At 61.6% G+C, this 21956-nt stretch carries 20 protein-coding genes and 1 pseudogene; 7 read left to right on the plus strand and 14 right to left on the minus strand.

Annotation, left to right across the window (positions count from 1 at the left end; translation table 11 throughout):
- Positions 1–89 precede the first annotated feature (89 nt).
- The 11 genes from BC1002_RS22010 to BC1002_RS22045 all read right to left on the minus strand — a co-directional run bounded on the left by BC1002_RS22010 (position 90) and on the right by BC1002_RS22045 (position 12024).
- Entirely contained in the window at positions 90–4928 is a 4839-nt protein-coding gene (locus BC1002_RS22010; protein WP_013092196.1) for an NAD-glutamate dehydrogenase, read from the minus strand.
- Between the two features lie 198 nt (positions 4929–5126).
- On the minus strand, positions 5127–5999 hold the full coding sequence (locus tag BC1002_RS22015) for an alpha/beta fold hydrolase (RefSeq protein ID WP_013092197.1): 873 nt from the start codon (positions 5997–5999) through the stop codon (positions 5127–5129).
- Positions 5996–7033 (minus strand): M14 family zinc carboxypeptidase, encoded by a 1038-nt coding sequence (locus BC1002_RS22020; RefSeq protein ID WP_013092198.1) that lies wholly within the window; start codon positions 7031–7033, stop codon positions 5996–5998. The genes BC1002_RS22015 and BC1002_RS22020 overlap by 4 nt, the downstream gene beginning before the upstream one ends.
- 270 nt (positions 7034–7303) lie before the next feature.
- On the minus strand, positions 7304–8017 hold the full coding sequence (locus BC1002_RS22025) for a hypothetical protein (RefSeq protein ID WP_013092199.1): 714 nt from the start codon (positions 8015–8017) through the stop codon (positions 7304–7306).
- Positions 8018–8265: 248 nt separating this feature from the next.
- Positions 8266–8631 carry a hypothetical protein gene (locus tag BC1002_RS36550; RefSeq protein ID WP_013092203.1) on the minus strand — a complete coding sequence of 122 codons (366 nt, stop codon included), beginning with the start codon at positions 8629–8631 and terminating at the stop codon, positions 8266–8268.
- 185 nt (positions 8632–8816) lie between these two features.
- Entirely contained in the window at positions 8817–9305 is a 489-nt protein-coding gene (locus BC1002_RS37855; protein WP_157874731.1) for a hypothetical protein, read from the minus strand.
- Positions 9265–9711 (minus strand): lysozyme, encoded by a 447-nt coding sequence (locus tag BC1002_RS36560; RefSeq protein ID WP_083788720.1) that lies wholly within the window; start codon positions 9709–9711, stop codon positions 9265–9267. The genes BC1002_RS37855 and BC1002_RS36560 overlap by 41 nt, the downstream gene beginning before the upstream one ends.
- Positions 9712–9807: 96 nt before the next feature.
- Positions 9808–10614 carry an IS5 family transposase gene (locus BC1002_RS22035; RefSeq protein WP_041735061.1) on the minus strand — a complete coding sequence of 269 codons (807 nt, stop codon included), beginning with the start codon at positions 10612–10614 and terminating at the stop codon, positions 9808–9810.
- 42 nt (positions 10615–10656) lie between these two features.
- Positions 10657–11109 carry a lysozyme inhibitor LprI family protein gene (locus BC1002_RS22040; protein WP_238537948.1) on the minus strand — a complete coding sequence of 151 codons (453 nt, stop codon included), beginning with the start codon at positions 11107–11109 and terminating at the stop codon, positions 10657–10659.
- A gap of 16 nt (positions 11110–11125) precedes the next feature.
- Positions 11126–11521, minus strand: a complete 396-nt coding sequence (locus BC1002_RS39575) for a glycoside hydrolase family protein (protein ID WP_083788721.1) — start codon at positions 11519–11521, stop codon at positions 11126–11128.
- A gap of 137 nt (positions 11522–11658) precedes the next feature.
- Positions 11659–12024 carry a hypothetical protein gene (locus BC1002_RS22045; RefSeq protein ID WP_013092203.1) on the minus strand — a complete coding sequence of 122 codons (366 nt, stop codon included), beginning with the start codon at positions 12022–12024 and terminating at the stop codon, positions 11659–11661.
- Positions 12025–12763: 739 nt separating this feature from the next.
- Here BC1002_RS22045 and phnC point away from each other — a divergent pair.
- The 4 genes and pseudogenes from phnC (at position 12764) to BC1002_RS22065 (ending at position 16517) form a co-directional block, all read left to right on the plus strand.
- Positions 12764–13654, plus strand: coding sequence for a phosphonate ABC transporter ATP-binding protein (gene phnC / locus BC1002_RS22050; RefSeq protein WP_013092205.1), 891 nt, complete (start codon positions 12764–12766; stop codon positions 13652–13654).
- 59 nt (positions 13655–13713) lie between these two features.
- Complete coding sequence (phnD, locus tag BC1002_RS22055; protein WP_013092206.1) at positions 13714–14691, plus strand: phosphonate ABC transporter substrate-binding protein; 978 nt, start codon at positions 13714–13716, stop codon at positions 14689–14691.
- A complete protein-coding gene (phnE, locus tag BC1002_RS22060) occupies positions 14688–15527 on the plus strand; it encodes a phosphonate ABC transporter, permease protein PhnE (RefSeq protein ID WP_013092207.1) in 840 nt (279 codons plus the stop codon). Before phnD ends, phnE begins: the two co-directional genes overlap by 4 nt.
- 262 nt (positions 15528–15789) lie before the next feature.
- Positions 15790–16517 (plus strand): annotated as a pseudogene (locus BC1002_RS22065) (EamA family transporter).
- Positions 16518–16678: 161 nt separating this feature from the next.
- On the opposite strand, the gene BC1002_RS22070 reads toward BC1002_RS22065, so the two are convergent.
- Entirely contained in the window at positions 16679–16990 is a 312-nt protein-coding gene (locus BC1002_RS22070) for a hypothetical protein (RefSeq protein ID WP_013092208.1), read from the minus strand.
- 254 nt (positions 16991–17244) lie between these two features.
- Between BC1002_RS22070 and BC1002_RS22075 the strand changes: the two genes are divergently transcribed.
- Both BC1002_RS22075 and BC1002_RS22080 read left to right on the plus strand, forming a co-directional pair.
- A complete protein-coding gene (locus BC1002_RS22075; RefSeq protein WP_013092209.1) occupies positions 17245–17781 on the plus strand; it encodes a thioesterase family protein in 537 nt (178 codons plus the stop codon).
- Positions 17774–18766, plus strand: coding sequence for an alpha/beta hydrolase (locus tag BC1002_RS22080; RefSeq protein WP_013092210.1), 993 nt, complete (start codon positions 17774–17776; stop codon positions 18764–18766). The genes BC1002_RS22075 and BC1002_RS22080 overlap by 8 nt, the downstream gene beginning before the upstream one ends.
- A 40-nt stretch (positions 18767–18806) precedes the next feature.
- Here the strand turns inward: BC1002_RS22080 and BC1002_RS22085 are convergent, their stop codons facing one another.
- Positions 18807–19769 (minus strand): response regulator, encoded by a 963-nt coding sequence (locus BC1002_RS22085; RefSeq protein WP_018434186.1) that lies wholly within the window; start codon positions 19767–19769, stop codon positions 18807–18809.
- A gap of 619 nt (positions 19770–20388) precedes the next feature.
- Here BC1002_RS22085 and BC1002_RS22090 point away from each other — a divergent pair.
- Positions 20389–21213: a hypothetical protein gene (locus tag BC1002_RS22090; RefSeq protein ID WP_157874732.1), complete on the plus strand. Its 825-nt coding sequence runs from the start codon at positions 20389–20391 to the stop codon at positions 21211–21213.
- 12 nt (positions 21214–21225) lie between these two features.
- Here the strand turns inward: BC1002_RS22090 and BC1002_RS22095 are convergent, their stop codons facing one another.
- On the minus strand, positions 21226–21900 hold the full coding sequence (locus tag BC1002_RS22095) for an HAD family hydrolase (RefSeq protein WP_013092213.1): 675 nt from the start codon (positions 21898–21900) through the stop codon (positions 21226–21228).
- Positions 21901–21956 lie beyond the last annotated feature (56 nt).

Genomic DNA, 21956 nt, shown 5'->3' on the forward strand with positions numbered 1-21956 from the left:
TGACAACGACACACCCGGCCGCAGGAATCGGACCTGATGCGTCGCCGTGCCGCCAGTACCCCAAGCGCCCTTTCCACCATCCGCGCGGCTCACGCCCGCTCGAGCGCGGCCATCTCCCGCACGACCACCAGCAGCACCGAAAGACTCGCGCCACCCGTCGCACGCAAATCGGTCAGCAGACGCGTATAACGCTCGAGCTGCGCCGCGCGTTTCTCGCGCCACGTTTGCACCAGCGAATCGGGCGTCGACGCATCGGTCGCGCCAGCCAATGCGCTCGTGGTCAGCGCGCGCTTGAGGCGGGCGAGTTCGGCAAGCGCCGATGCGCGCGCGAGCATGTCCCAATGCGTCGGCGCCGGCAATGAAGCGGCGCGCTCGCTGATCCAGCTGTAGTTCAGCAGCGTGCCAAGCGCGAAGTAGACGCCCGCGACCTGTTCTAGATTGCGCTCGCACGTCGACGCGACTTCGGCGATATCGAGTAGCGCGGCCGACACCTCGCCGCTCGCGATCCGCACCGCGAGATCGCCATCGACACCCGCATCGACGAACGCCCGCTGCCGCTCCGACAACGCTTCGAGATCGGCGGCCGGCAACAGCGCTGGCCATTGCGGGGCGAGACGCTGCGCGGCATCGCGACAGCGCGCGAGCAGGCCGGTCACGTCGCCGTTGGCCGCGCCCGTTTGCAGATGCCGCAGGAACCACAGCGCCGAACGTTCGACGAGCCGCGCGACCTCCGCGAACATGCGTGCCTGCACGTCGTCGGCGACGCGGTTGTCGAGCGCGTCGATGCTGCGCCAGATCTGATCGAGATCGAACACGTCGCGCGCCATGATGCAGGCACGCACGATGTCGCCGGGCTGTGCATCGGTCTCCTCCATCAGCCGATGCACGAACTCGCAGCCGACCCGATTCACGAGCGCATTGGTCAAATGCGTCGCGAGGATTTCACGGCGCAGCGGATGGCGCTGCATCGGTTCGCGGAAACGCTGCCGCAGCGGCTTCGGAAAGTACTCGATCAACATGTCGCTGACGAGCGGGTCCTCCGGCATCGACGATTCGAGCAGCGCGTCGTAGAGCCACATCTTGCTGTACGCGAGCAGCACCGCACGCTCGGGTGTCGTCAGCCCCTGTTTCGCGGCTGCGCGCTCGGCGACATCTTCGTCGGTGGGCAGAAACTCGATCACGCGATTGAGCCGCCCAGCCTTTTCCAGATAGCGCATCAAACGGGTTTCGGCATCGAGCAGCTCGACGCCGAAGCGGCCCGCGATCGACAAAGCCTGCGTCTGGTAGTAGTTGTCCGTCAGCACGAGCAGACCGACTTCATCGGTCATTTCCGCAAGTAGTGCATTGCGCTGTTTCTCCGTCATCTCGCCATCGGCGACAACGAGGCCCAGCAGAATCTTGATGTTGACCTCGTGATCCGAGCAATCGACACCGGCCGAATTATCGATCGCATCGGTATTGATGCGGCCGCCGTGCTGCGCGAACTCGATGCGGCCGAGTTGCGTCAAGCCGAGATTGCCGCCCTCGGCCACGACCTTGCAGCGCAGGTCGGCACCGTTCACGCGGATCGCGTCGTTCGCGCGATCGCCCGCTTGCTGGTTGGTTTCGCGGCTCGCCTTCACGTAGGTGCCGATGCCGCCGTTATAAAGCAGATCGACCGGCGCCTGCAGAATCACGCGCATCAGCTCGGCCGGCGACAGCGCCGCCGCGCTGGTGCCGAGCGCCGCCTGCACCGCCGGCGACAGCGGAATCGTCTTCGCGCTGCGCGGGAACACGCCGCCGCCCGCCGAGATCAGCGACGGATCGTAATCGGCCCAGCTTGAGCGGTCGAGCATGAAGAGCCGCGCGCGCTCGGCCATGCTCGCGGCGGGATCGGGATTCGGATCGAGGAAGATATGGCGGTGATCGAACGCGGCGAGCAGCTTGATATGCGGCGACAGCAGCATGCCGTTGCCGAACACGTCGCCTGACATATCGCCGACACCGACCACCGTGAAGTCCTGGCTCTGCGTGTCGACGCCCATTTCGCGGAAGTGCCGCTTGACCGACTCCCACGCGCCGCGCGCGGTGATGCCCATCTTCTTGTGGTCGTAGCCGACCGAGCCGCCCGACGCGAACGCGTCGTCGAGCCAGAAACCGTATTCCTGCGAGATTGCATTCGCGTAGTCGGAGAACGTGGCCGTGCCCTTGTCGGCGGCGACGACCAGATACGGGTCGTCGGGATCGTGACGCACCACGTCAGGCGGTGGCACGACGTCGGTGGCCGCCAGATTGTCGGTTACGTCGAGCAGGCCGCGCAGGAAGGTCTGATAGCACGCGACGCCTTCGCGCATCCACGCATCGCGCTCGCTCTGCGGCGGCGGATTCTTGACGACGAAGCCGCCCTTCGAGCCGACCGGCACGATCACGACGTTCTTCACCATCTGCGCCTTCATCAGGCCGAGCACTTCCGTGCGGAAATCCTCGCGCCGATCCGACCAGCGCAAGCCGCCGCGCGCGACGCGCCCGCCGCGCAAATGCACGCCCTCGACGCGCGGCGAATAGACCCAGATCTCGAACATCGGCTTCGGCTCGGGCAGGCCGGGCACCTGCGCGGGATCGAACTTGAACGACAGGTACGGCTTCGGTTGCCCCTGAGCATCATGGCGGTAGTAGTTGGTGCGCTTGGTCGCCTTGATCACGCCGAGGAACTGCCGCAGGATGCGGTCTTCGTCGAGATTCGGCACCTGGTCGAGCGCGCTGTCGATCGACTCCAGACAGGCGTTGACGCGCGCCTCGCGTACCGCGCCGAGCGCCGGATCGAAGCGCGCGACGAACAGATCGACGAGCATGCGCGCAATCGCCGGATTGCCGGTCACCGCGCGTTCGATATACGCGTCGCTGAACGTCGAACCGACCTGGCGCAAGTACTTCGCGTACGCGCGCAGAATCGTCACCTCGCGCGCATTGAGCTGCGCACGCAACACGAGCCGGTTGAAGTCGTCGCTTTCGATCGTGCCGGTCCATACCTGCTCGAACGCCTGCTCGAACAGATCCTTGACCCGCTCGATGTCGAACTCGGCATCGTCCGCGAGTTCGAGGCCGAAGTCGTGAATCCACGCGGGCATCGCGCCCGGCGCCTCGATCAGATAAGGCCGCTCTTCGTCGACGCGCACGCCCAGATGTTCGAGCATCGGCAAGCTGCGCGACAGCGCGATCGGCATGCCTGCGCGATACACCTTGAAGCGGAACGCGCGCGGTCCGGATTCGATCGGCCTGTACAGATTCATTGCGAGCCGCTCGCTGCCCTGCACGCGCTCGATCAGTTCGATATCGCGCACCGCCGTGCGCGCCGGATAGTCGTCGCGGTAGCCGGCCGGAAACGAATCAGTGTAGTGCTGCAACAAGCGGTTGCCTTGTTCTTCGCCGAACGCGTCGAGCAATGCGTCGGCCAGATCGTCCTGCCAGCGTCGCGCGACCTGCACGAGGCGCGCTTCGAGCTCGCGCGTATCGACGCTCGGCATGCCGCCCTCTTTGGCATGGACGACGAAATGAATTCGCGCGAGCGTCGACTCCGACAGCAACGGCGTGAATTCGACGTTCTCGCCATTGAATGCGTCGGCGAGCAGGTTCGCGATGCGTTGCCGCAGATCGGTGTTGTACTTGTCGCGCGACACGAACACGAGGCACGACACGAAGCGATCGAAGCGATCGCGCCGCACGAACAGCCGCGTGCGTTGATGTTCCTGCAAACGCAGCACGCCGAGGGTGGTGTCGTAAAGCTGGTCTTCGTCGGCCTGGAACAGTTCGTCGCGCGGATAGGTTTCGAGCACCGTGACCAGCGATTTCGCCAGATGACCTTTCGGCAGGAATGCGGCGCGTCGGACGATATTCGCGCACTTGCGCCGCACGATCGGAATCTCGGCGGCCGACACGAAATAAGCGGTCGACGTATACAGGCCGATGAAGCGACGTTCGCCCGTCACCTTGCCATCGGCGCCGCTCAGCTTGATGCCGACATAGTCGAGATAGCCGGGCCGATGCACCGTGGCGCGCGAATTGGCCTTGGTCAGAAAGATCGGCGACGAGCCCGTGATGATCTCCGCGGCCGCCGGCGGCAACGGCGTGACTTCCGCCGCGCCGCCCGTGCCCTGCGCATCGCGCAGAATGCCGAGACCGGAGCCCGCCACCGCCCGCAAACCATAGCCGCCGTCGTGCTGCACCAGTTCATAATCCCGCTGGCCGAGAAACGTGAAATGATCGGCGACCATCCATTCGACGAACGCGCGCGCTTCGACGCCCTCGGGACCGGTCTCGCGCGCCTTCATATCCTGAATCGTCTGCTTCGCGCGTTCGATGATCTTCGGCCAGTCCTCGACCGCCGCGCGCACGTCGCCGAGCACCCGGGCGATATCGTCGCGCAACGCGTCGAGTTTTGCGGCATCGCCACAACGATCGACTTCGAAATGGATGCACGAGGTCAGATGCGAGCGCGTATCGCCGGCTTCTTCGGCGCCCTGGCTCACGCGCGCGATGCTGCCGTCCGCCGCGCGCCAGATCCGAAACACCGGATGCACGACCGAATGCAGCGCGAGCCGATGGCGGTTGACCGTCATCGAGACCGAATCGACGAGGAACGGCATGTCGTCGTTGACGATCTCGATCACCGTGTGATCGGAATGCCAGCCATGCTGTTCGAGGATCGGGTTATATACGCGCAACCGCTGCTCGCCCGGCACGAAGCGCTGCGCGGTCTGCCAGTGGGCGAGCGCCGCGCCGTACAGATCGGCGATCGAGCGGCTTTGCAGATCGCCGGCGTCGACAAAATCGTAGTAATGCCGCAGGAAGGGTTCGACGATATTGAAGGTCGGTTCCGGCAACCGCCCCCGCGCAAATTCGACGACATCGTTCAGCAGGTGCGTGACGGCTTCTTCGTTCTTTGCTTGCATGATCGACTCCCCTGGCTGGCGGCAATGGTGAGTATCGCGTGATTCGCAGGCAACGTCTGACTTGGAATTATGCGCCTGCCGTGCGCGATGCGTCCGTTTCGCGCGGTCAGGTAATACCCGCTGCCGGCTCGTCGAAGAATCGTCACAGTCGGGTTGGAAGGGGGCGCGTCGCTGCGGCGCGGCAATGTCGTGAGCGGCTCAACGCGCGGGCTTGGCCGGTGCGGGTCCCGGCGCTGCCGCATCGCTGTCCTCGGCGCGCTGAGTGAGCCACGCGCGAATCTGCGCGGCGGTCCACGCTGGATCGTCGTGCGGCAGATCGTGGCCGGCCCACGGATGCGCGCGATGCGGCGCGCCCCACGCCGCCGCGAGCTTCCCGGAACAGACGGGGTTGACGAGCCCATCGGCCGCCGACGACAGAATCAGCAGGGCACACCCCGGCGCGGCGGGCGCCGCGTTAAAGCGGGCAGCCGCCCACAATTGCCGCAGCGCATTCGCGCGGCTCACCGGTGCGCTGCGACGGATCGTGGTCCAAGCGGCGAGGTCCGCGGCCAAGGTGTCGAGGTTGTTGCAGGTGAGGCGATGGATGCCGCTCTCGGCATCGGCCGCATCGCCCCAGTGGGCGGCGACGCCGAGCAGACCCGGCCACGCCGACGGCCGCAGCCGCTCGTGCATGCGACTGAACGGCCGCATGCTCGTATTGATCAGCACGAGCCGTTCGATTTCGCCGGGATGACGCTGTGCCCAGTCGGTCGCGACCATGCCGCCGAGCGACATCGCGATTATGTTGTAGGGGCCCGGCACGCCCGATTCGAGCGCAGCCTGCCGCACGAAGGCGACGATGCCCGCGACGCTCGCGGGCGCGCGCCGCCGCACGTATTCACCGTTGCCGGGTAGATCGAGCAGCAGCAAACGTATGCCGGCCGTGGTCGTTGCGTTGGAGGTGGCGGTTGTCGTCTGACCGCACGAGCTGCGGTCCGGGATCTGACCCAGGGATTCACGCAACGCCGCCGGCAAGCGCCCCCAATGCCGCGTTTCGCGCGTCAGTCCGCGCAGCAGGACCCATGTGCTCATTCGCGATCCGGCCTGTACCAGTGGTCGAGCGCGCGTTGCAGCAACTGCTCGCGCTGGTTGCCTTGCGGCAGCCAGCGCTGCGACGAAAACGCCGCGCGCGCGAGAAAGTCGAACAGGTTCGCATGGCGCCGCAGCACGCGCGCGGTGCGATGCTCCATGACCGGATTGAACATGCCTTGCCGGGAAAACAACTGGCGCGGGTTCTTCTTGATCCACAGCCACGAGCCGAGTTCGAGCGTCATCGGCAGGAAGATGTTCGGCACCGGCGTGCGGTCGTACGCGTAGTCCCACAGATCGCCGTGCAGCAGATACTGGTGGCTTTGCGGCTCGAACGTGTAGCCGTGATGCGGATGCGCGTGTTCGAACATGCTCTTCAGCATGTACATTTCTGGCAGATGCGGCATCTGCTGGCGGGTTCGCGCGTATGGAAACCAGATGCTGTCGCTCCAGCCGTAGCCGGAATGGCAATCGAGCGCGATGCTCAGCGGCCGCGCGGCGAGTTGCGTTTCGACCACGTGCAGCAGCGCGGCCGCCTCGACCTCCATCGGCTCGCCCGCGCGGCCCCGATACCACGGTAGCCACGCGCCGACGCGCTGGCCGCCCGCAAGCAGCGGCACACGCGCGTCGGCGTCTTGCGGTGCGTTGCGCATCAGATCGACACCGCGCGGATTGGCGCGCGTCGCTGCCCACATGCCACCGGGATTCGCAATCGGTAAAAAGATCAGCCGGATAGATTGCAATTCACGCACCAGAAGTTCGTCCCATTCGAGCCGAGCGAGCAGCGAGCGCATATAGTCGAGCACGAGTTGCGAGCCGATTCGCTCGAGCCCGTGAATGCCGCCGAAAAAGCCAATGGCCGGCGCGAGCGGATCGGATGAACCGATGCTCGCGGTGTAGATGGAAAAGCGCCGGCCACGTACCTCGGTCTCGCAGACCGCGCGGATTTCGAAGCTCGCCCTGCCCTGATCGAGGATTGACTTGAGATCTTCATATTCGGCAAAACTGTCCGGAAGAAAGCTCAAAGGAGTCGGCATGACGGCGTGACCGGGGTGTCGGGATTTTTAAGGGCGGCCGGAAAACACGCACTATAGCCTGGCTGTGTGTCAGTGGGCGGGAGCGTCGAGCCGATCGGCAGTTGCGTAGGATCGAGCTGTAGCGCCGCGTCGATGGGTGGGCCGTGCCTCGGTTAGAGACACTGTCACGTGCAGATGATGTGAGCATCCTACGATGGTGAACCGCTTTGGTTTTCTGGACATGGTACCGGCTCTGTAAGTAAGCCGGCGTGAGGAGAGATGGTCGGTCGCTTAGTTCTTGTCTTGGACCGAAAATTGAAACGGTATCTCTGGCTGCGCAAATCTGAGCCGAAGTTGATTTAGAGCCGGTACCGGGACAAAGCGCTGATTCTCAAACGTGTAGTACGACACTAACAATCCAACGCGGAATTCTTGTGCATCATCGAACAGGTAACTGTTCTTCGGAAAGGCAAGCTTGCCGTCCTTCGTCGCCACTACAGCCAGACATGACGAAAGCAGACTTGGCAGATGCAAGAATGTCGGCTTACGAGCTAGAGGATTCACCAAAAGGAATATCTGCTGGTGCCGGTCGGCTTCGCCTGAACCACTGCCGTACCCTTCCATACACAGAAGCGGAGGACGATTGCTCGTCCCTCCCGCCAAGAACACCTGAGCGTTGCCCGGATAAATGTCTATTGCATACTCATCCGGAAACGTCGTTGCGCGCGCAAAGCGATAGCTTTTGCCATTGACCGTTATGCGATTCTCTGCAACCTCGATTCGCAAAGCCCTTCCGTCCAGAGTGGATCTCAGTTCCGTGTAACTACCCTGCCCCCCGAGATCTGAATAAAGGTGGAGAGGCCCGGCAGGTTGCTTGACCGGGGCACCAAACACCACGCCCGGCTGGGCGGAATAGAACGCATCGTAGCTGTCGTAAGATCGGACCGCGTGAGCATTACTCGACATGGCGGCCAGAGCCGCCATCAGCATCACGGTGGATTTCATCGGTATGCCTTTGCTCCGTTAGCTTTCAGGCTTACACAAGCGCGAAGAATATACAGTGACATTTGAATTTGGATCAGTATTGATTATGCATTCATGTAGCGGGTCAGTCACGTTTGCTCCGTTGTATGAGTTATTTTCGCGTGAGAATTGTTAGACAGACTCCCGGTGTCCAAGATAGAAACGCAACGCTTGCGCGCCATTCGTCTTGTGCCGCTGCGTACGTCCCATGGAATCAGTGACACCGCGCGTTAGGAAACCTCGCCACTCGATCGTGTAATCCGTGTCGCGAGTGGCAATCCGTTGACATCGCGAAGCGTGAACTGTTCATCGAACGGGCCCGCAGATCGATTGCGACAGCGGCATTCGTCGTCTTGCCCTAAAGCCCGCGTCATGTCGTAACCGGTTGGGAGAGCCCTCATCGCATTAATCGAAATCCACTCTCCGGTTTTCTTGTTCGTCGTCATTGCGTGAGGCATATCAGTAAATCCTTTGTATATCTTGAATGCAATACGACAACCAAGACATTCCCGGCCATCTGATCCCTCGAACATATCCGAAAAGCCAGCCTTCATTTCTTCAATGATCTCCTTTGCGGAGCGCATTCTTTCGTACATTGGACCTCCATATGGGGCCGAACGGCTTCGTGCTGACACGCATCGAGTTCATCGGCAAGGTGGGCTATGCTCAGTCCTGGTGGTGCCGTTCGTCGCGTGACACGGCGCGCGATCTGCCACGACGCACCCCCGCAATGAAAGCCCCGCCGAAGCGGGGGCATGGCTGACGTGCGTCTATATGATCTTCAATCCGTTTTGATCGAATCGAGGTCGCGCAGGAACTGGTTTTGCTGCTTCCGAATTGAATAGTGGCAACGGGCCGCCATCACATCATATAGTTCTATGTGATTTCTTTTTGCTCTTTCCTTTGCTGACGGATATTCAATTTTAATCGCAAGATCGCAAGCTTTCACAGCGTCATCTTGCAATCGCATATAACGGATCAATTCGACCTTGTTCGTTCCGGAAACGCCGTGCGCGACTAAAAATGCATTAGAAACCTTCTTGTTATCAGCCTCCAAGCTCCTGGCATGATCTTCGTAACAATCGAAGTCTCCGAATCCACCACCGCCTAAATATTGTAGACAGTTCGAATCATCTATAGCTTCGTCGGCATATATTGAATGAAAGCCGCCCAAAGCCACTACTACTACAAAACATTTGATAAGTCTATATGACAATGCCTTTCCCGTGCTATGCATCATAATTTCCTGTTTCAAAAAGTCGTGCTTCAAGTGCACGCCTCCATTCAATTCCTCGGGCGCGATACGCGCGAATATAGGCCGGTAATTTACCGTATTCTGAGGCGTTGACCTTGTCAACCAGCTCTGCAATTCCGTGTCCCGGTCCGGCGTTAAAAGCCATGCTTACTAGTGCATCATATTCGTACTGGAGCAACGGAACCCGTATCCGGCGATTAATGGCCGACTCACATTCTTCAAAATTTGTTTTTGCGAGTTGTCGCGCACGCTCCACTGAAATCACATCGCCAACGTGCAGATGATCTGAGGGAAGAACCTTATGCCCGAATCCAACTGTAGGATATACCTTGCCATCAACATAAACTTTAAGGATCATCCCATCAACAACGGGCAAGCCCTTATAAGTTCCGTTCAAAACGCCACTTTCACACACGGCCATAAACGCCAATCCATCATTCGAAAGACGCCAGGGTTTGCCGTGCCTACTGCAATGCACGTCAACACACGAATTCGGGTCTGTATTTGTTAGAGGGTGTTAGCAACTTTGGATAATCGGCGCAGCATGAACGAGCATCAACATTGCGAAGACGACGAAATGAAGCCCTGCAAGCGTCTGCGGAAGTCGCTCGTAATCTCGTGCAAGCCGCCGGAACCGATTCAACCAGCCAAAGCTGCGCTCGACCACCCAGCGACGCGGCAGGAGGACAAAGCCTTTTTTTGCCTCCGGCAGCTTGATGACCTGCAGTTCAATACCTTCATCACGCGCGGCCTGCGCCGCATCCTCACCTGTATAGCCTTGGTCAGCGAATGCCACCTTCACTGTCTGACCTGTTACCCGTTGAACCTGGCGGGCGAGCTCGGCAACCTGCGCTCGCTCCTGCTCGTTGGCCGGCGTAATGTGCACAGCCAACAGATTGCCCAGCGTATCGACTGCCATGTGTACCTTGCTGCCACGCTTGCGCTTATAGCCATCGTAGCCCGCACGCGGGCCGCTTTCGCACGTGGACTGCAACGTGCGTCCATCCAGGATAACCGCGCTGGGTTGCCCCCGGCGCTCCTGGGCGACACGCAGTACCGAACGCAAATCGCTGACCATCGCCTCGAAACAACCCGCGTTCAGCCACCGTTGTGTTTGCTGATAGACCAGTTCCCACGGCGGTAAGCTGGTCGGCAGCATACGCGAGGACGCACCGGCTCGCGCCATCCAGCGCAGCGCGTTGAACATTTCGCGAAGTTCGTATCGGCGTTGCGGTGCGTCCTCGTTCATAAAGATCAAGTACGAAGCGGCGAAGCTCCATTCTTCATCCGTCACATCAGTCGGGTATGGCTTGCGTACTGTCATCACACCAGGATACCAGGTCCAACTGAAAGTGCCTAACACCCTCTATTCCTTTAATACTTCCTGCAATTCCTTGACTCTATCTTGAGTGATATTTGCCATACACTCCCAAAAGTAAATATAGCGCTCGGCAGCCTCACCCATCATGTAGGTTTCGGTGTAGCACTCGTTATCGCGGTACTGTGCCCAAGAGTCTTGTGACTTCAAAAAGTAAGGTAGAGCTAAAGGTTCGCCTTCTGCTTTAAGTGACCTGTCATTGCTTCCAATCTTGATTTTCGCCGATCGCAGGATTTTATCGAGTGCACGACCCGCATGATCGAACTTGCGGTGCGAACACTGCGCCAAGTCGTCATTGGTTGCATGGTCCCCAGTGTCACACATATGCGCCACATCGGCGGCGCTATGACCTGAAAAATACTGATCCGGTGACTTGAAATAGTGATAATCGAATTTTCCAGAATACACGGTCTTAGCGGGCGCAATGATCGGAGCGATCATGAACGCGAGTATTAGGCTAGTGCGATGAATCATAGACCCCTGCCTCAAACATTTCCGCCTCACGGTGCCGACGCCGCAGTAACCCTCTAAGTGGTTTCCCCTTAACCGTCGCGTACTGCCTTATCCTATCACCTACTTTGTTGTAGTCACCAGTATTAACAAAATCGAGCAGACTGTCGCCATGATGCTGAAGGTTGTACATAAAGCACACAAGTGCATCGTATTCAAATTGAAACAGTGGAAGCCGAATTTTTCTATTGATCGTATTCGTCGGGCTGAACTGTTCCCAGCCTTTAAGAAACTCGGTTCCCCGCGCGGAAAATTTCCACGGCTTACACAAGCGCGAAGAATATACAGTGACATTTGAATTTGGATTAGTATTGGTTATGCATTCGTGTAGCGGGTCAGTCACATTTGCTCCGTTGTATGAGTTATTTTCGCTTGAGAATTGTTAGACAGACTCCCGGTGTCCAAGATAGATACGCAACGCTTGCGCGCCATTCGTCTTGTGCCGCTGCGTACGTCCCATGGAATCAGTGACACCGCGCGTTAGGAAACCTCGCCACTCGATCGTGTAATCCGTGTCGCGAGTGGCAATCCGTTGACATCGCGAAGCGTGAACTGTTCATCGAACGGGCCCGCAGATCGATTGCGACAGCGGCATTCGTCGTCTTGCCCTAAAGCCCGCGTCATGTCGTAACCGGTTGGGAGAGCCCTCATCGCATTAATCGAAATCCACTCTCCGGTTTTCTTGTTCGTCGTCATTGCGTGAGGCATATCAGTAAATCCTTTGTATATCTTGAATGCAATACGACAACCAAGACATTCCCGGCCATCTGATCCCTCGAACATATCCGAAAAGCCAGCCTTCATTTCTTCAATGATCTCCTTTGCGGAGCGCATTCTTTCGTACATTGGACCTCCATAGGTTAATTGTCGATCTCAGACCATCAGACCTCGACCATGCGTAACAATGGCACCAGTGTCCCACGCGCTATGGTTCAGGTTGATGGACACCCGACGAATAAACCATCCAAGATGCTTAGCCGTCAACCGCCTTAAATCGGGATAGGGGCGTTTTGACAACTATTTACGACTGTGTCCGGTATCTCGATTTCTATTGCATATTCCTGCTGGCGCAGGATGAAAGAAATGGCGACATTGAGTCGCCCTTATCGTCATGGATCGAACCCGGTCAGTGCTTCGTTGAAAGGATTCGTAACGGCCACTCTGTCGTTCACGCTTCGCGCCGTGTCGTCCGGTGAGAGTCGCCGGCGTGGAAGCTCCTTGGCGTCGAGCGCAAGGGACCGTGAAAGCTCCAATCAAAAGGAGTCGCCATGCCGGCGCGACCCGTGTATCGGGAGCATTAAGCACGACGGCAAACGACGCAATGTTGCCTCGCCAAGAGTCAACATGAACGAGTTCGCCCGTCTGCACGCAAATCATGTCATCCGTATGTCACTCTCCGTTCAAATCAGCGACTTCAAGCTGACTTCGTTCTGCCATCCCGACGACACATGACGCCGCGGGAAAATTCGACACAGAAACATGTAGTCGTCTAGACGTTGCGATGCCTTCACTCAACCGTCACAGTCGCTTTCTAGAATGAGCCCCACACATGCCGGCAGTGTCCGGTTGCATCGAGGGAATACAGATGGAAGCGATTCGTGAAGCTATTCGAATCGAACGTTTGAGCAAGACGTTCGACAACGGCCGCAAAGCGCTCGACGAAATCGATCTGCGCGTCGCGCCCGGTGAAATGGTCGCGCTGATCGGCGCGTCGGGCTCGGGAAAATCGACGTTGTTGCGGCATATCGCGGGGTTTACCGCGTCGGACGCGCAGCCGTCGCAGATCGAGATTCTCGGCCGGCCGATCCAGCAGAACGGCCGCATCGTGCGTGAAGTGCGCAGCATTCGCCGCGACATCGGCTTCGTGTTCCAGCAGTTCAACCTGGTGAACCGGCTGTCGGTCGAAACCAACGTGCTGATCGGCGCGCTCGCGCGCCTGCCGTGGTGGCGGCGTCTCTGCGGCCGCTTCCCGCGCGCGGAACGCGCACTGTCGCTGGCTGCGCTGCACGAAGTCGGGATCGGCGAACACGCGCGCGAGCGGGCCGCGAACCTGTCGGGCGGTCAGCAGCAACGTGCCGCGCTCGCGCGGGCGCTCGTGCAGCGCGCGCAAATCGTGCTCGCCGACGAGCCGATCGCCTCGCTCGATCCCGAGTCGTCGCGCCGCGTGATGGACATGCTGCAAGCGCTGAACGTCGAGCATCGGATCACGGTGCTGGTGTCGCTGCATCAGGTCGACATCGCGATGCGGTACTGCCCGCGCACGGTCGCACTGCGTCGCGGCAAGGTGGTCTACGACGGCCCTTCCAATGCGCTGACGCCGGCGCTGCTAAAGAAACTCTACGGCGACGATGCGCGCGAACTGCTCGACGACGCGCCCCACGACGCTGACGACACTCACGCCGCACCTGCGCGGCCCGAAACCGGTCCTGCCGCCGCGCGCTACGCGTTCGCGCTGAACACCGCGCCGTCGAACTGAACCGCGCACGCTGTCGCGCCCTCCTGTTTCTCTCCATCCACTCAACCGGACCTCAACCGATGAAACTCCTGCGCTCCCTGATCATGCTCGCGGCCGGCGCTGCCGCTTTCACCTGTGTCGCCGCGGCCCACGCCGAGGACATCAACCTCGGCATCATCTCGACCGATTCGTCGGCGGTGCTCAAGCAACGCTGGGAACCGCTGATCGAAGACATGAAGAAACAGACCGGCCTGGACGTGAAGGCATTCTTCGCGACCGATTACGCAGGCATCATCGAAGGCATGCGCTTCAACAAGGTGCAGGTCGGCTATTTCGGCAACGCATCGGCGATCGAAGCCGTCGATCGTTCGAATGGCGAAGTATTTGCGAAAGTCGAGCACGCGGACGGCCAAAGTGGCTACTACTCGCTGCTGATCACCAATGTGAACAGCCGTTTCAAGACACTCGACGACGTGTTCAAGGACACGAAGAGCGTGACGCTCGGCTTCGGCGATCCGAAGTCGACGTCGGGCACGCTGGTGCCGGGCTACTACCTGTTCGCGAAGCACAACGCGCCGGTCAATACGTCGTTCAAGAGCGTGCTGCCGTCGAGCCATGAGGCGAATCTGCTGGCCGTCGTCAACAACAAGATCGACATCGCGACCAACAACAGCGAGATGATGGACACGCTGAAGCAACAGCACCCGGACAAGTACGCGCAGGTGCGCGTGCTGTGGACCTCGCCGCTGATTCCGTCGGACCCGCTCGTGTGGCGCAAGGATCTGCCTCAAGCGACGAAGGACAAGCTGCGCACATTCTTCCTGAACTACGCGAAGACCGATCCGCACGAGAAAGCGGTGATGGCTGCCATCACCGGATACAGCGGCTTCTCGGCATCCTCGGATCAGCAACTGCTGCCGATCCGCCAGATCGTGCTGTTCCAGCAGAAGCAGAAGATCGAGAACGATACGCATCTGTCCGATAGCGACCGCAAGACGCAATTGGCCGCGCTCGACGCGAAGCTGAGCGCGCTCAGCAGCGAACAGTCGAAGCAATGAATACGGCCGATCTGATCACGTCGCCGGCGCACGCGAGCGAAGCGGCCGCCGCGCAGGCGGCGCGAGCAAAAGATCGTGCCCGCAAGCGCAGTTGGTGGTCCTTGCTCGGCTGGATCGCGGTGCTTGCGGTGCTCGGCGGCGCGTGGCACGGCGCCGACATGCGTCCGCTGGATCTGCTCAGCGACTCCGCCAACATGGGTCAGTTCGCGGCGGACTTCTTCCCGCCCGACTTCACCGAGTGGCGCACCTACGTGCACGAGATGTACGTGACGCTGGCGGTCGCGATCTGGGGTACCGCGCTATCGCTCGTCTGCGCGGTGCCTTTGGGCCTGATGTCCGCGCACAATCTCGCGCCAAAGTGGGTCGTGCAACCGGTGCGCCGCCTGATGGATGCGTGCCGCGCGATCAATGAGATGGTTTTCGCGATGCTGTTCATCGTCGCGGTCGGCCTCGGGCCGTTCGCCGGCGTGCTCGCGCTGTGGGTGCATACGACCGGCGTGCTCGCCAAGCTGTTCGCCGAAGCGGTCGAGGCAATCGATCCGCGCCCGGCCGAAGGCGTGCGCGCAACCGGCGCGACGCGTCTCGACGAAATCGTCTATGCGGTGCTGCCGCAAGTGCTGCCGCTGTGGATCTCGTACGCGCTGTATCGCTTCGAGTCGAACGTGCGCTCGGCGATGGTGGTCGGCATGGTCGGCGCGGGCGGCATCGGCGTCGTGTTGTACGAGGGGATCCGCTCGTTCAACTATGCGCAGACGGCCGCCGTGATGATCATGGTGATCCTCGTCGTGACGGTGATCGATCTCGGCTCGGCGTGGTTGCGTGAGCGGGTGATCTGAGGACGACTTGCTTCGTACGCGGGACACGGACCGGTCAATTCGAAGCGAACAGGAACGGGCGAGGCGCACTGCGGGTTCGCCCGTTTCTTTTTTGCCGCGTCAGCCGACCTTTCCGCTGCACACCGCAAAACGCCGATTCCATCCACACAAAGGCCCTTCGCATAAGTCACCCACTCCGCGATTCCAGCGTTCTGCTGGAATAATCACGGGCTCGCGACCGCCCTGCGGTCTTTCCTTGCCTCTTCGTCCGATCCCGCTGTCGATGGAACCCTTTGTCGTCCTGCTGGTGCTGTTCTCCGCACTGCTTCACGCAACCTGGAACGCGTTCTTGCATGTCTCCGAAGATCGCATCTGGCTGCTCGGCATGATGGCGATGCCGTATATCGCGGTCAGCGCGATCGGCGTGCTTTTGCTGCCGCTGCCGGCACCGGCCGCGTGGCCGTATATCGTTGCGTCGGCGGTGCTCGAATGGGGCTATCTGCTCGCGCTGATCCGCGCGTCGCGCTCGGCGTCGCGCTGGTGTCGTGCGGCATCGTCTCGCTCGCGTTCCGGCGCGGCATGCGCTTTTCCGGCGAGAGCGTGCCGTTCGCGCTGCTGACGGGTCTATTCATCGCGACGTACTCGGTCGTCGACGGCGTCGGCGCGCGCGTCGCGGGCAATGGCCTCAGCTACATCATGTGGGTCTATCTGATCTGGAACATCCCGCAGTTCCTGTTTGCGTGGCATTGGCGCGGCGGCGCGAAGGGGCTGTTCATCGGCCGCGCGCTGGTGGTGAAAGGCATCGCGTCGGGCGTGATCGCGCTCGGCGCGTACTGCCTGATCATCGAGGCGTACCGCTATCTGCCGATCGCGATGGTTTCCGCGTTGCGCGAGTTGAGTTCGATCTTCGCGGTGTTGATCGGCTGCATCTTCATGCGCGAGAAGCTCACCAAGCGACGCATCGTGGCATGTGTACTCGTGACGCTCGGAGCGGTGTTGATACGGATTTGATGGGAAGTCGGGGCGCGGCCATCTCGGAACGCAGTTAAGTGCCATCAGTTACGCTTCGTTCTTCAAAAGTCCGCGGCTACGACAGAAATTTGGCTGGTCGGTGCGATCGCCGAAGTCATGCTGAGCGACGGACCCGAGTTCGAGCATTTCAAGAAGTGTAGTCAACGCGTGTAGTTCACCACCGGCACGGAATACGAAGTCGGCGCGAACTCGGTCCGGCCGCTGCGCTGCGACGAACCATTCGACGGCGCACCGTACCCGCTATTCTGCGCAGCCTGCTTTTGCGCCGCGAGCTTTGCTTCGACCGGCTGGATAGGTGCCCGATAGTCGATCACGTTCGCGTTCGACGAATCGTGCACCTGTGCGCGCGGGAGCGGCTGATCGGCCTGATTCGACTGCGCAAACACCGCGAACGGCGCGGCAATCAGAGCGGCGATAACCCCTGCTTGAATCAACGACTTGATGGACTTCATGATTTCCAACCTCCAGAGATGGCTTCATGCGGTTGCCGCGGAGCCTCGTGCGACCATCGGCTATCGGCAGCGGCAAAGTCAGTTTAGGAGCCGGTCAGGCCGCGTAGTAAGCCCTGAACCATGAATTCACTGTTGCCATAGCGGCCACAATTCGAGGTCACCTGGCTCCGGCGCGGCGTCATCGCGATGAACTACACTGATAACGCCAAACGACGCGCTGCTGCCATCGCATCCGATCGAGGAGATAGACGCTCATGTCGCATCCCGTTGCCCTGCCGTCTTACCTTGACAGCGTGCGCGCCGAATGGGTCGATTACAACGGCCACATGCGCGACGCGTTCTACCTGCTGATCTTCAGTCTCGCCACGGATGTGTTGATCGATCTGATCGGCTTGCCCGATGCGGTGCGCAAAGAGCGGCATCGATCGATCTACACGCTCGAAGCGCATCTCAACTATCTGCATGAAATCAAACAAGGCACGCCGGTGCGCGTCGACATGCGCGTGCTCGGCTACGACGCGAAACGTATGCACGTCTACTTCGAAATGTTTGCGCTGGACGCGACGCAAAGCCAACGCAGCGGCCCCGTCGCCGCGGGTGAGCAGATGCTGCTGCACGTCGATACCAGCGGACCGCGTGGCGTCGCTTTCGATCCGGACGTCAAGGCGCGCGTACACGAACTCGCGCAGGCCCATGCCGCATTGCCGCCGGCGCGTTTCGCGGGACGTGTGATCGCATTGCCCTGCGCAACGCAGCGGGAAACACTACCCGAACGGAGTGACCATGCTTGAGCCGGAAATCGCCGCGTTTATCGAACGAGCGAGTGCGCTCTACCCGTCGCATCACGCGGCGATGACGCCGCGCGAGCAGCGTGATCTGTATGACCGCTACGCCGCGACTTTAACGCCGCCACTGCCCAGCGAACTCACCACACAGGACGCGAACTTTCGCACCGACGCGGGGCACGCGATCCCGCTACGACTCTACCGGCATCGAGCGAAAGCAAGCGAACACGGCACGATCCGCGGCACGGTGCTGTATTTTCATGGCGGCGGTTTCGTGCTCGGCTCGCTTAACAGTCATCAGATGGTGACCGCGCGCCTCGCCGCCGACACCGGTCTCGACGTGATCGCGGTCGACTACCGGCTCGCGCCCGAGCATCGCGCGCCGGCCGCGCACGACGACTGCCTCGCAATCACGCTTGCCGCGTTGAACAACCGCCTGCCGTTCGATCTGCCCGACCACGCCGGATTGCAACTCGCCGGCGATAGCGCCGGCGGCACGCTCGCGGCAAGCGTCGCGCTGCGCTTGCGCGACGACGGCGTCAGCGGGGTGCGCGGCATCGCGCTGGTATATCCGATGCTCGGCACCGAGCCGCAACTACCCGCGCGCGACACCGAGGCCAACGCGCCGATGCTGACGCTCGCGGACGTGCATAAGTTTCGCAACGCGTACTGGAGCACAGTTGGGGGAAACAGCGGAGAACGAGACGAAGAATACGGCGACCCCACGCCCGGCCCCGCATGGACGATCCCGCTCGCCGCAACCCGCTTCGACGGACTGCCGCCGACGCTTGCCATCGGCGCCGAGCACGACCCGCTACGCGACGACGCGCGCGTGTTCGTCGAGCGGATTCGCGAGGCTGGTGGGGATGCCCGACTGCTGATCGGCACGGGGCTCGTGCATGGATGTTGGCGAGCGCTTGAAACGAGCCCCGGCGTGCAGGCGATGCACAGGGCTGTATGCGATTTTCTCGGCGAACAGGCACGCGATTAGCGCGGCGACACGACCGCCGCGCCCGTCGCGCTGCCGCGGCTCAGCGATTGCGGTCAGCGCGCCACTGCGCGAACGTGACGAGATCGAGGCCGACTTCGCCCGGCTCGATGCGGGTCCAGCCGAAGAACGCGTCGTCCCAGCCGGGAATGCTTTCGGGCTTCAGCGACCGGAACTTCATGCCGGAACGATACGCGAGGTCCGGCCAGAACAGCGGCATCACCTCGCGCGTGGCGAGCTGGCGCAGCAGGTCGGACGGACCACCCTCGTCGGCGACGATTTCGCCCTGCGAGATCCAGTCGTTCTCGGCCCACGCGACGAACACGCTCGGGTTGCCGGCGGCGTCGAACATCAGGATCACGTTCTGCTCGGGCCGCCAGTAATACTCGACGATGCCCTGCGCGGCCACCACTTCGTCGATCACCTTGCGCGTACGCGGATCGCAGTAGGTCATGCCGTTTTCGCCGAGCGCGAGCCAGCCCGACTCCCCGCAATGGCGGCTCTTCGCGTCCTTCAGGAAATGGGTGAGACGATTGGCCGAGTCCGCGTCGGTCTTGCGCAGGTACAGGTCGACGATGCCGGCGTTGAACGCTTTCACCGCGACAGTTTCATCGGCGACGCCGGTGAGCAACACCTTCGCGCAACGCAGATGCGAGATCGACGACAGAAATTCGACGCCGCCGATGCCCGGCATGTCGTAGTCGACGACGACCGCCGCCACTTCCTCGAAGCGCGACGGCCGCGCGACGATGTCGCGTTCCGCCGAGGTCTCGACGAAGCGCTCGACGCCCGGCTCGCTCAGACACGCCGAAGCCGCCGCGAATTCGAGCGAATTCTCGCGCGCGTGCTGGCGGATATAGTTGAGGGCCGCTTGCGGCCGCGTGAAAAACAGGTTCGTGTAAGTGCCCGGAAAAAACCGGCGAAGCGCGTCGAGGTAGCTGTCGTTGTCGTCGACGAAAACCACCGTGGACGGATAAAAAACGGGAGGTCGAATAAAGTTGTTCATATCTTCACGTGTTTCCCACGCCGCCGCGAACATTCAGACCAACCGGTCGGTCGGTTGATCTGGCGTTTCGCAAAGCGACTGCCCAAGGTATGCCGGGCGATGTCTCGCCCGCGGGTCCGCATGATCAATGGGTTCTTGTCGCTACTTCCGGTCACCGCCTGCCGTCGCCGTTATGGACGCTGTTCGCGCGTCTCGGATGGCGCAGTTTGGCGGGCCTGCCGGCATGTGCATTGCGAGCCAGTCGCTGCAAGTCACATTTACACGCCGGATAATCGAACCTTGGCTGCCGGTCGTCTGCAATGGTTCGTATAGTACAGGCTCCGGGCATTGGCGGCACCACTTAAATCGCTTTCCTGCAGGCGCCTATCGCGCAAATGCGGCGCGACTGATCGGTCGAAAAGAAAACCGCGGCTCGCGGAAAAAATGCCCGCTTCCGTCTGGCCGGCAAGGGCCTCTAACGGCAGGCATGCGCGTTGTGGCGCCAGGTCCGATCAGACATCTACCATCGTGATGCGCCGCAATATGCCGACGAGAAGCGTCGATGGCGAAATGGTCGTTTATCATCAGTCAATCGCAGTTGTTTAATGGTTGTTGCTTAGATATGACGAATACCGGGAAGATGATGATAGTCGGGCTGCTCGTGGTCGACGCGGGCGTCGCCGGTTATCTGCTGTACCCCAGGGACGATCAGGCGCCGGCCGTGACCGGCGCGGTGACTCGCAGTGTCACCGGCGCGGTGGAATCGCAACCGCAGACCGACACGACCCGCGCCATTGGCGGCAGTGTGCGGCCGGCGCAACCGGTGAGCCCGCCCGCAGCGCGCGCGGACATCGCGAACAACGCCGCGATCGCGCCGCAGTCGGCGGCCTCGCAGCCGGAGTCGGCTGCTCCGGCACCGACACCGGCTCAGGCTCAAGCTCCGGCACCGGCTCCAACTCAGGCGCAAGCTCTGGCACCCGCTCCCGCCCAGCCCCTGCCTCCAACAACGGCCGCCCCCGCGCCGAGCGTCACGCCCGAAGCGGGCCAGACCGCCAGCGGCCGCGTCGATAACGCAGCGCCCGCCGCGGTCGCGCGCGATCGCTCGAAACTGCAGCCATACGCCCAGCAAAGAGCACAACCGAGGCCGCAGTACGGGCCCCGCATCGACCAGACGACCCAAGGCCGCCGGCGCGACGACACGCACCCGAACGGCGCCAACCCCGTCGCCGCGATGCTGACGGACCAACTGGTCAAGGAATCTTCCAAACCTGACCCGTCGCTGCCGATGCCGTCCGGCGTCACCGTGCCGATGCCGTCTGACAATGGCCCCGGACCTGGCCCGGGTGTCGGCCGCGGCAGCACGAATCCGGTCGCGTCGGCGATGACCGATAAGCTCGTGCGCGAATCGTCGAAAGTGGGACCGACGCAGCCCCCGGCTGAGCCGCCGATCCTCACCAAACCCTGAGCGACACCGGGATCACGGCCGCGACGCCACCTCGTCGAGATGCGCGAGCAGATCGGCCGGATCGTCGTAGACGCGCAACGCCCCCGCGCGCTCCAGTTCCTCGGTGCCGTAGCCACCCGACAGCAGGCCGACGCCGAGCGAGCGGCAGCGACGCGCGGCGAGCATGTCCCAGATGCTGTCGCCAACCACGACCGTGTGCTCGATCGGCACGCCGAGCCGTTCGGCCGCGGCGAGGAACAGGTCGGGATCGGGCTTCGCGTATTTGACGTCGTCGCGCGTGACGACGACCGCCTTGGCCGGATCGACGCCGAGCGCCGCCAGATTCAGGGACGCGGTTTCCATCCGCCCGCTCGTCGCGACGGCCCACGGCGTGCCGGCTTGCGTCAGCGCGGCGAGCAGTTCGCGCGCGCCCGGCAGCGGGCAGACCTGTGCGCGCATCCGCTGATAGGCGGCCGCATGCGCGTGCCGCAGCCGTTCGGCGCGTTCGACGCTGATCTCGCCGTGAGTCTCACGCAGCAACTGGTTCGTGAACAGCCCGCCGCTCATGCCGATCTTGCGATGGATACGCCAGACGGACAGCGGGATACCCTCGCTGTCGAGCGCCTCTTTCCACGCCAGCACGTGCTGATAGACGCTGTCGACGAGCGTGCCGTCGAGGTCGAAAAGAAAGGATGTCTGGATACGCATGCGAGCCTCCTGTGATGATGGGTTCGGTCACTATGCCATGTGTCGATGAAACGGCC

It is taken from the genome of Paraburkholderia atlantica, assembly GCF_000092885.1.
GTDB classification, from domain to species: Bacteria; Pseudomonadota; Gammaproteobacteria; order Burkholderiales; family Burkholderiaceae; genus Paraburkholderia; species Paraburkholderia atlantica.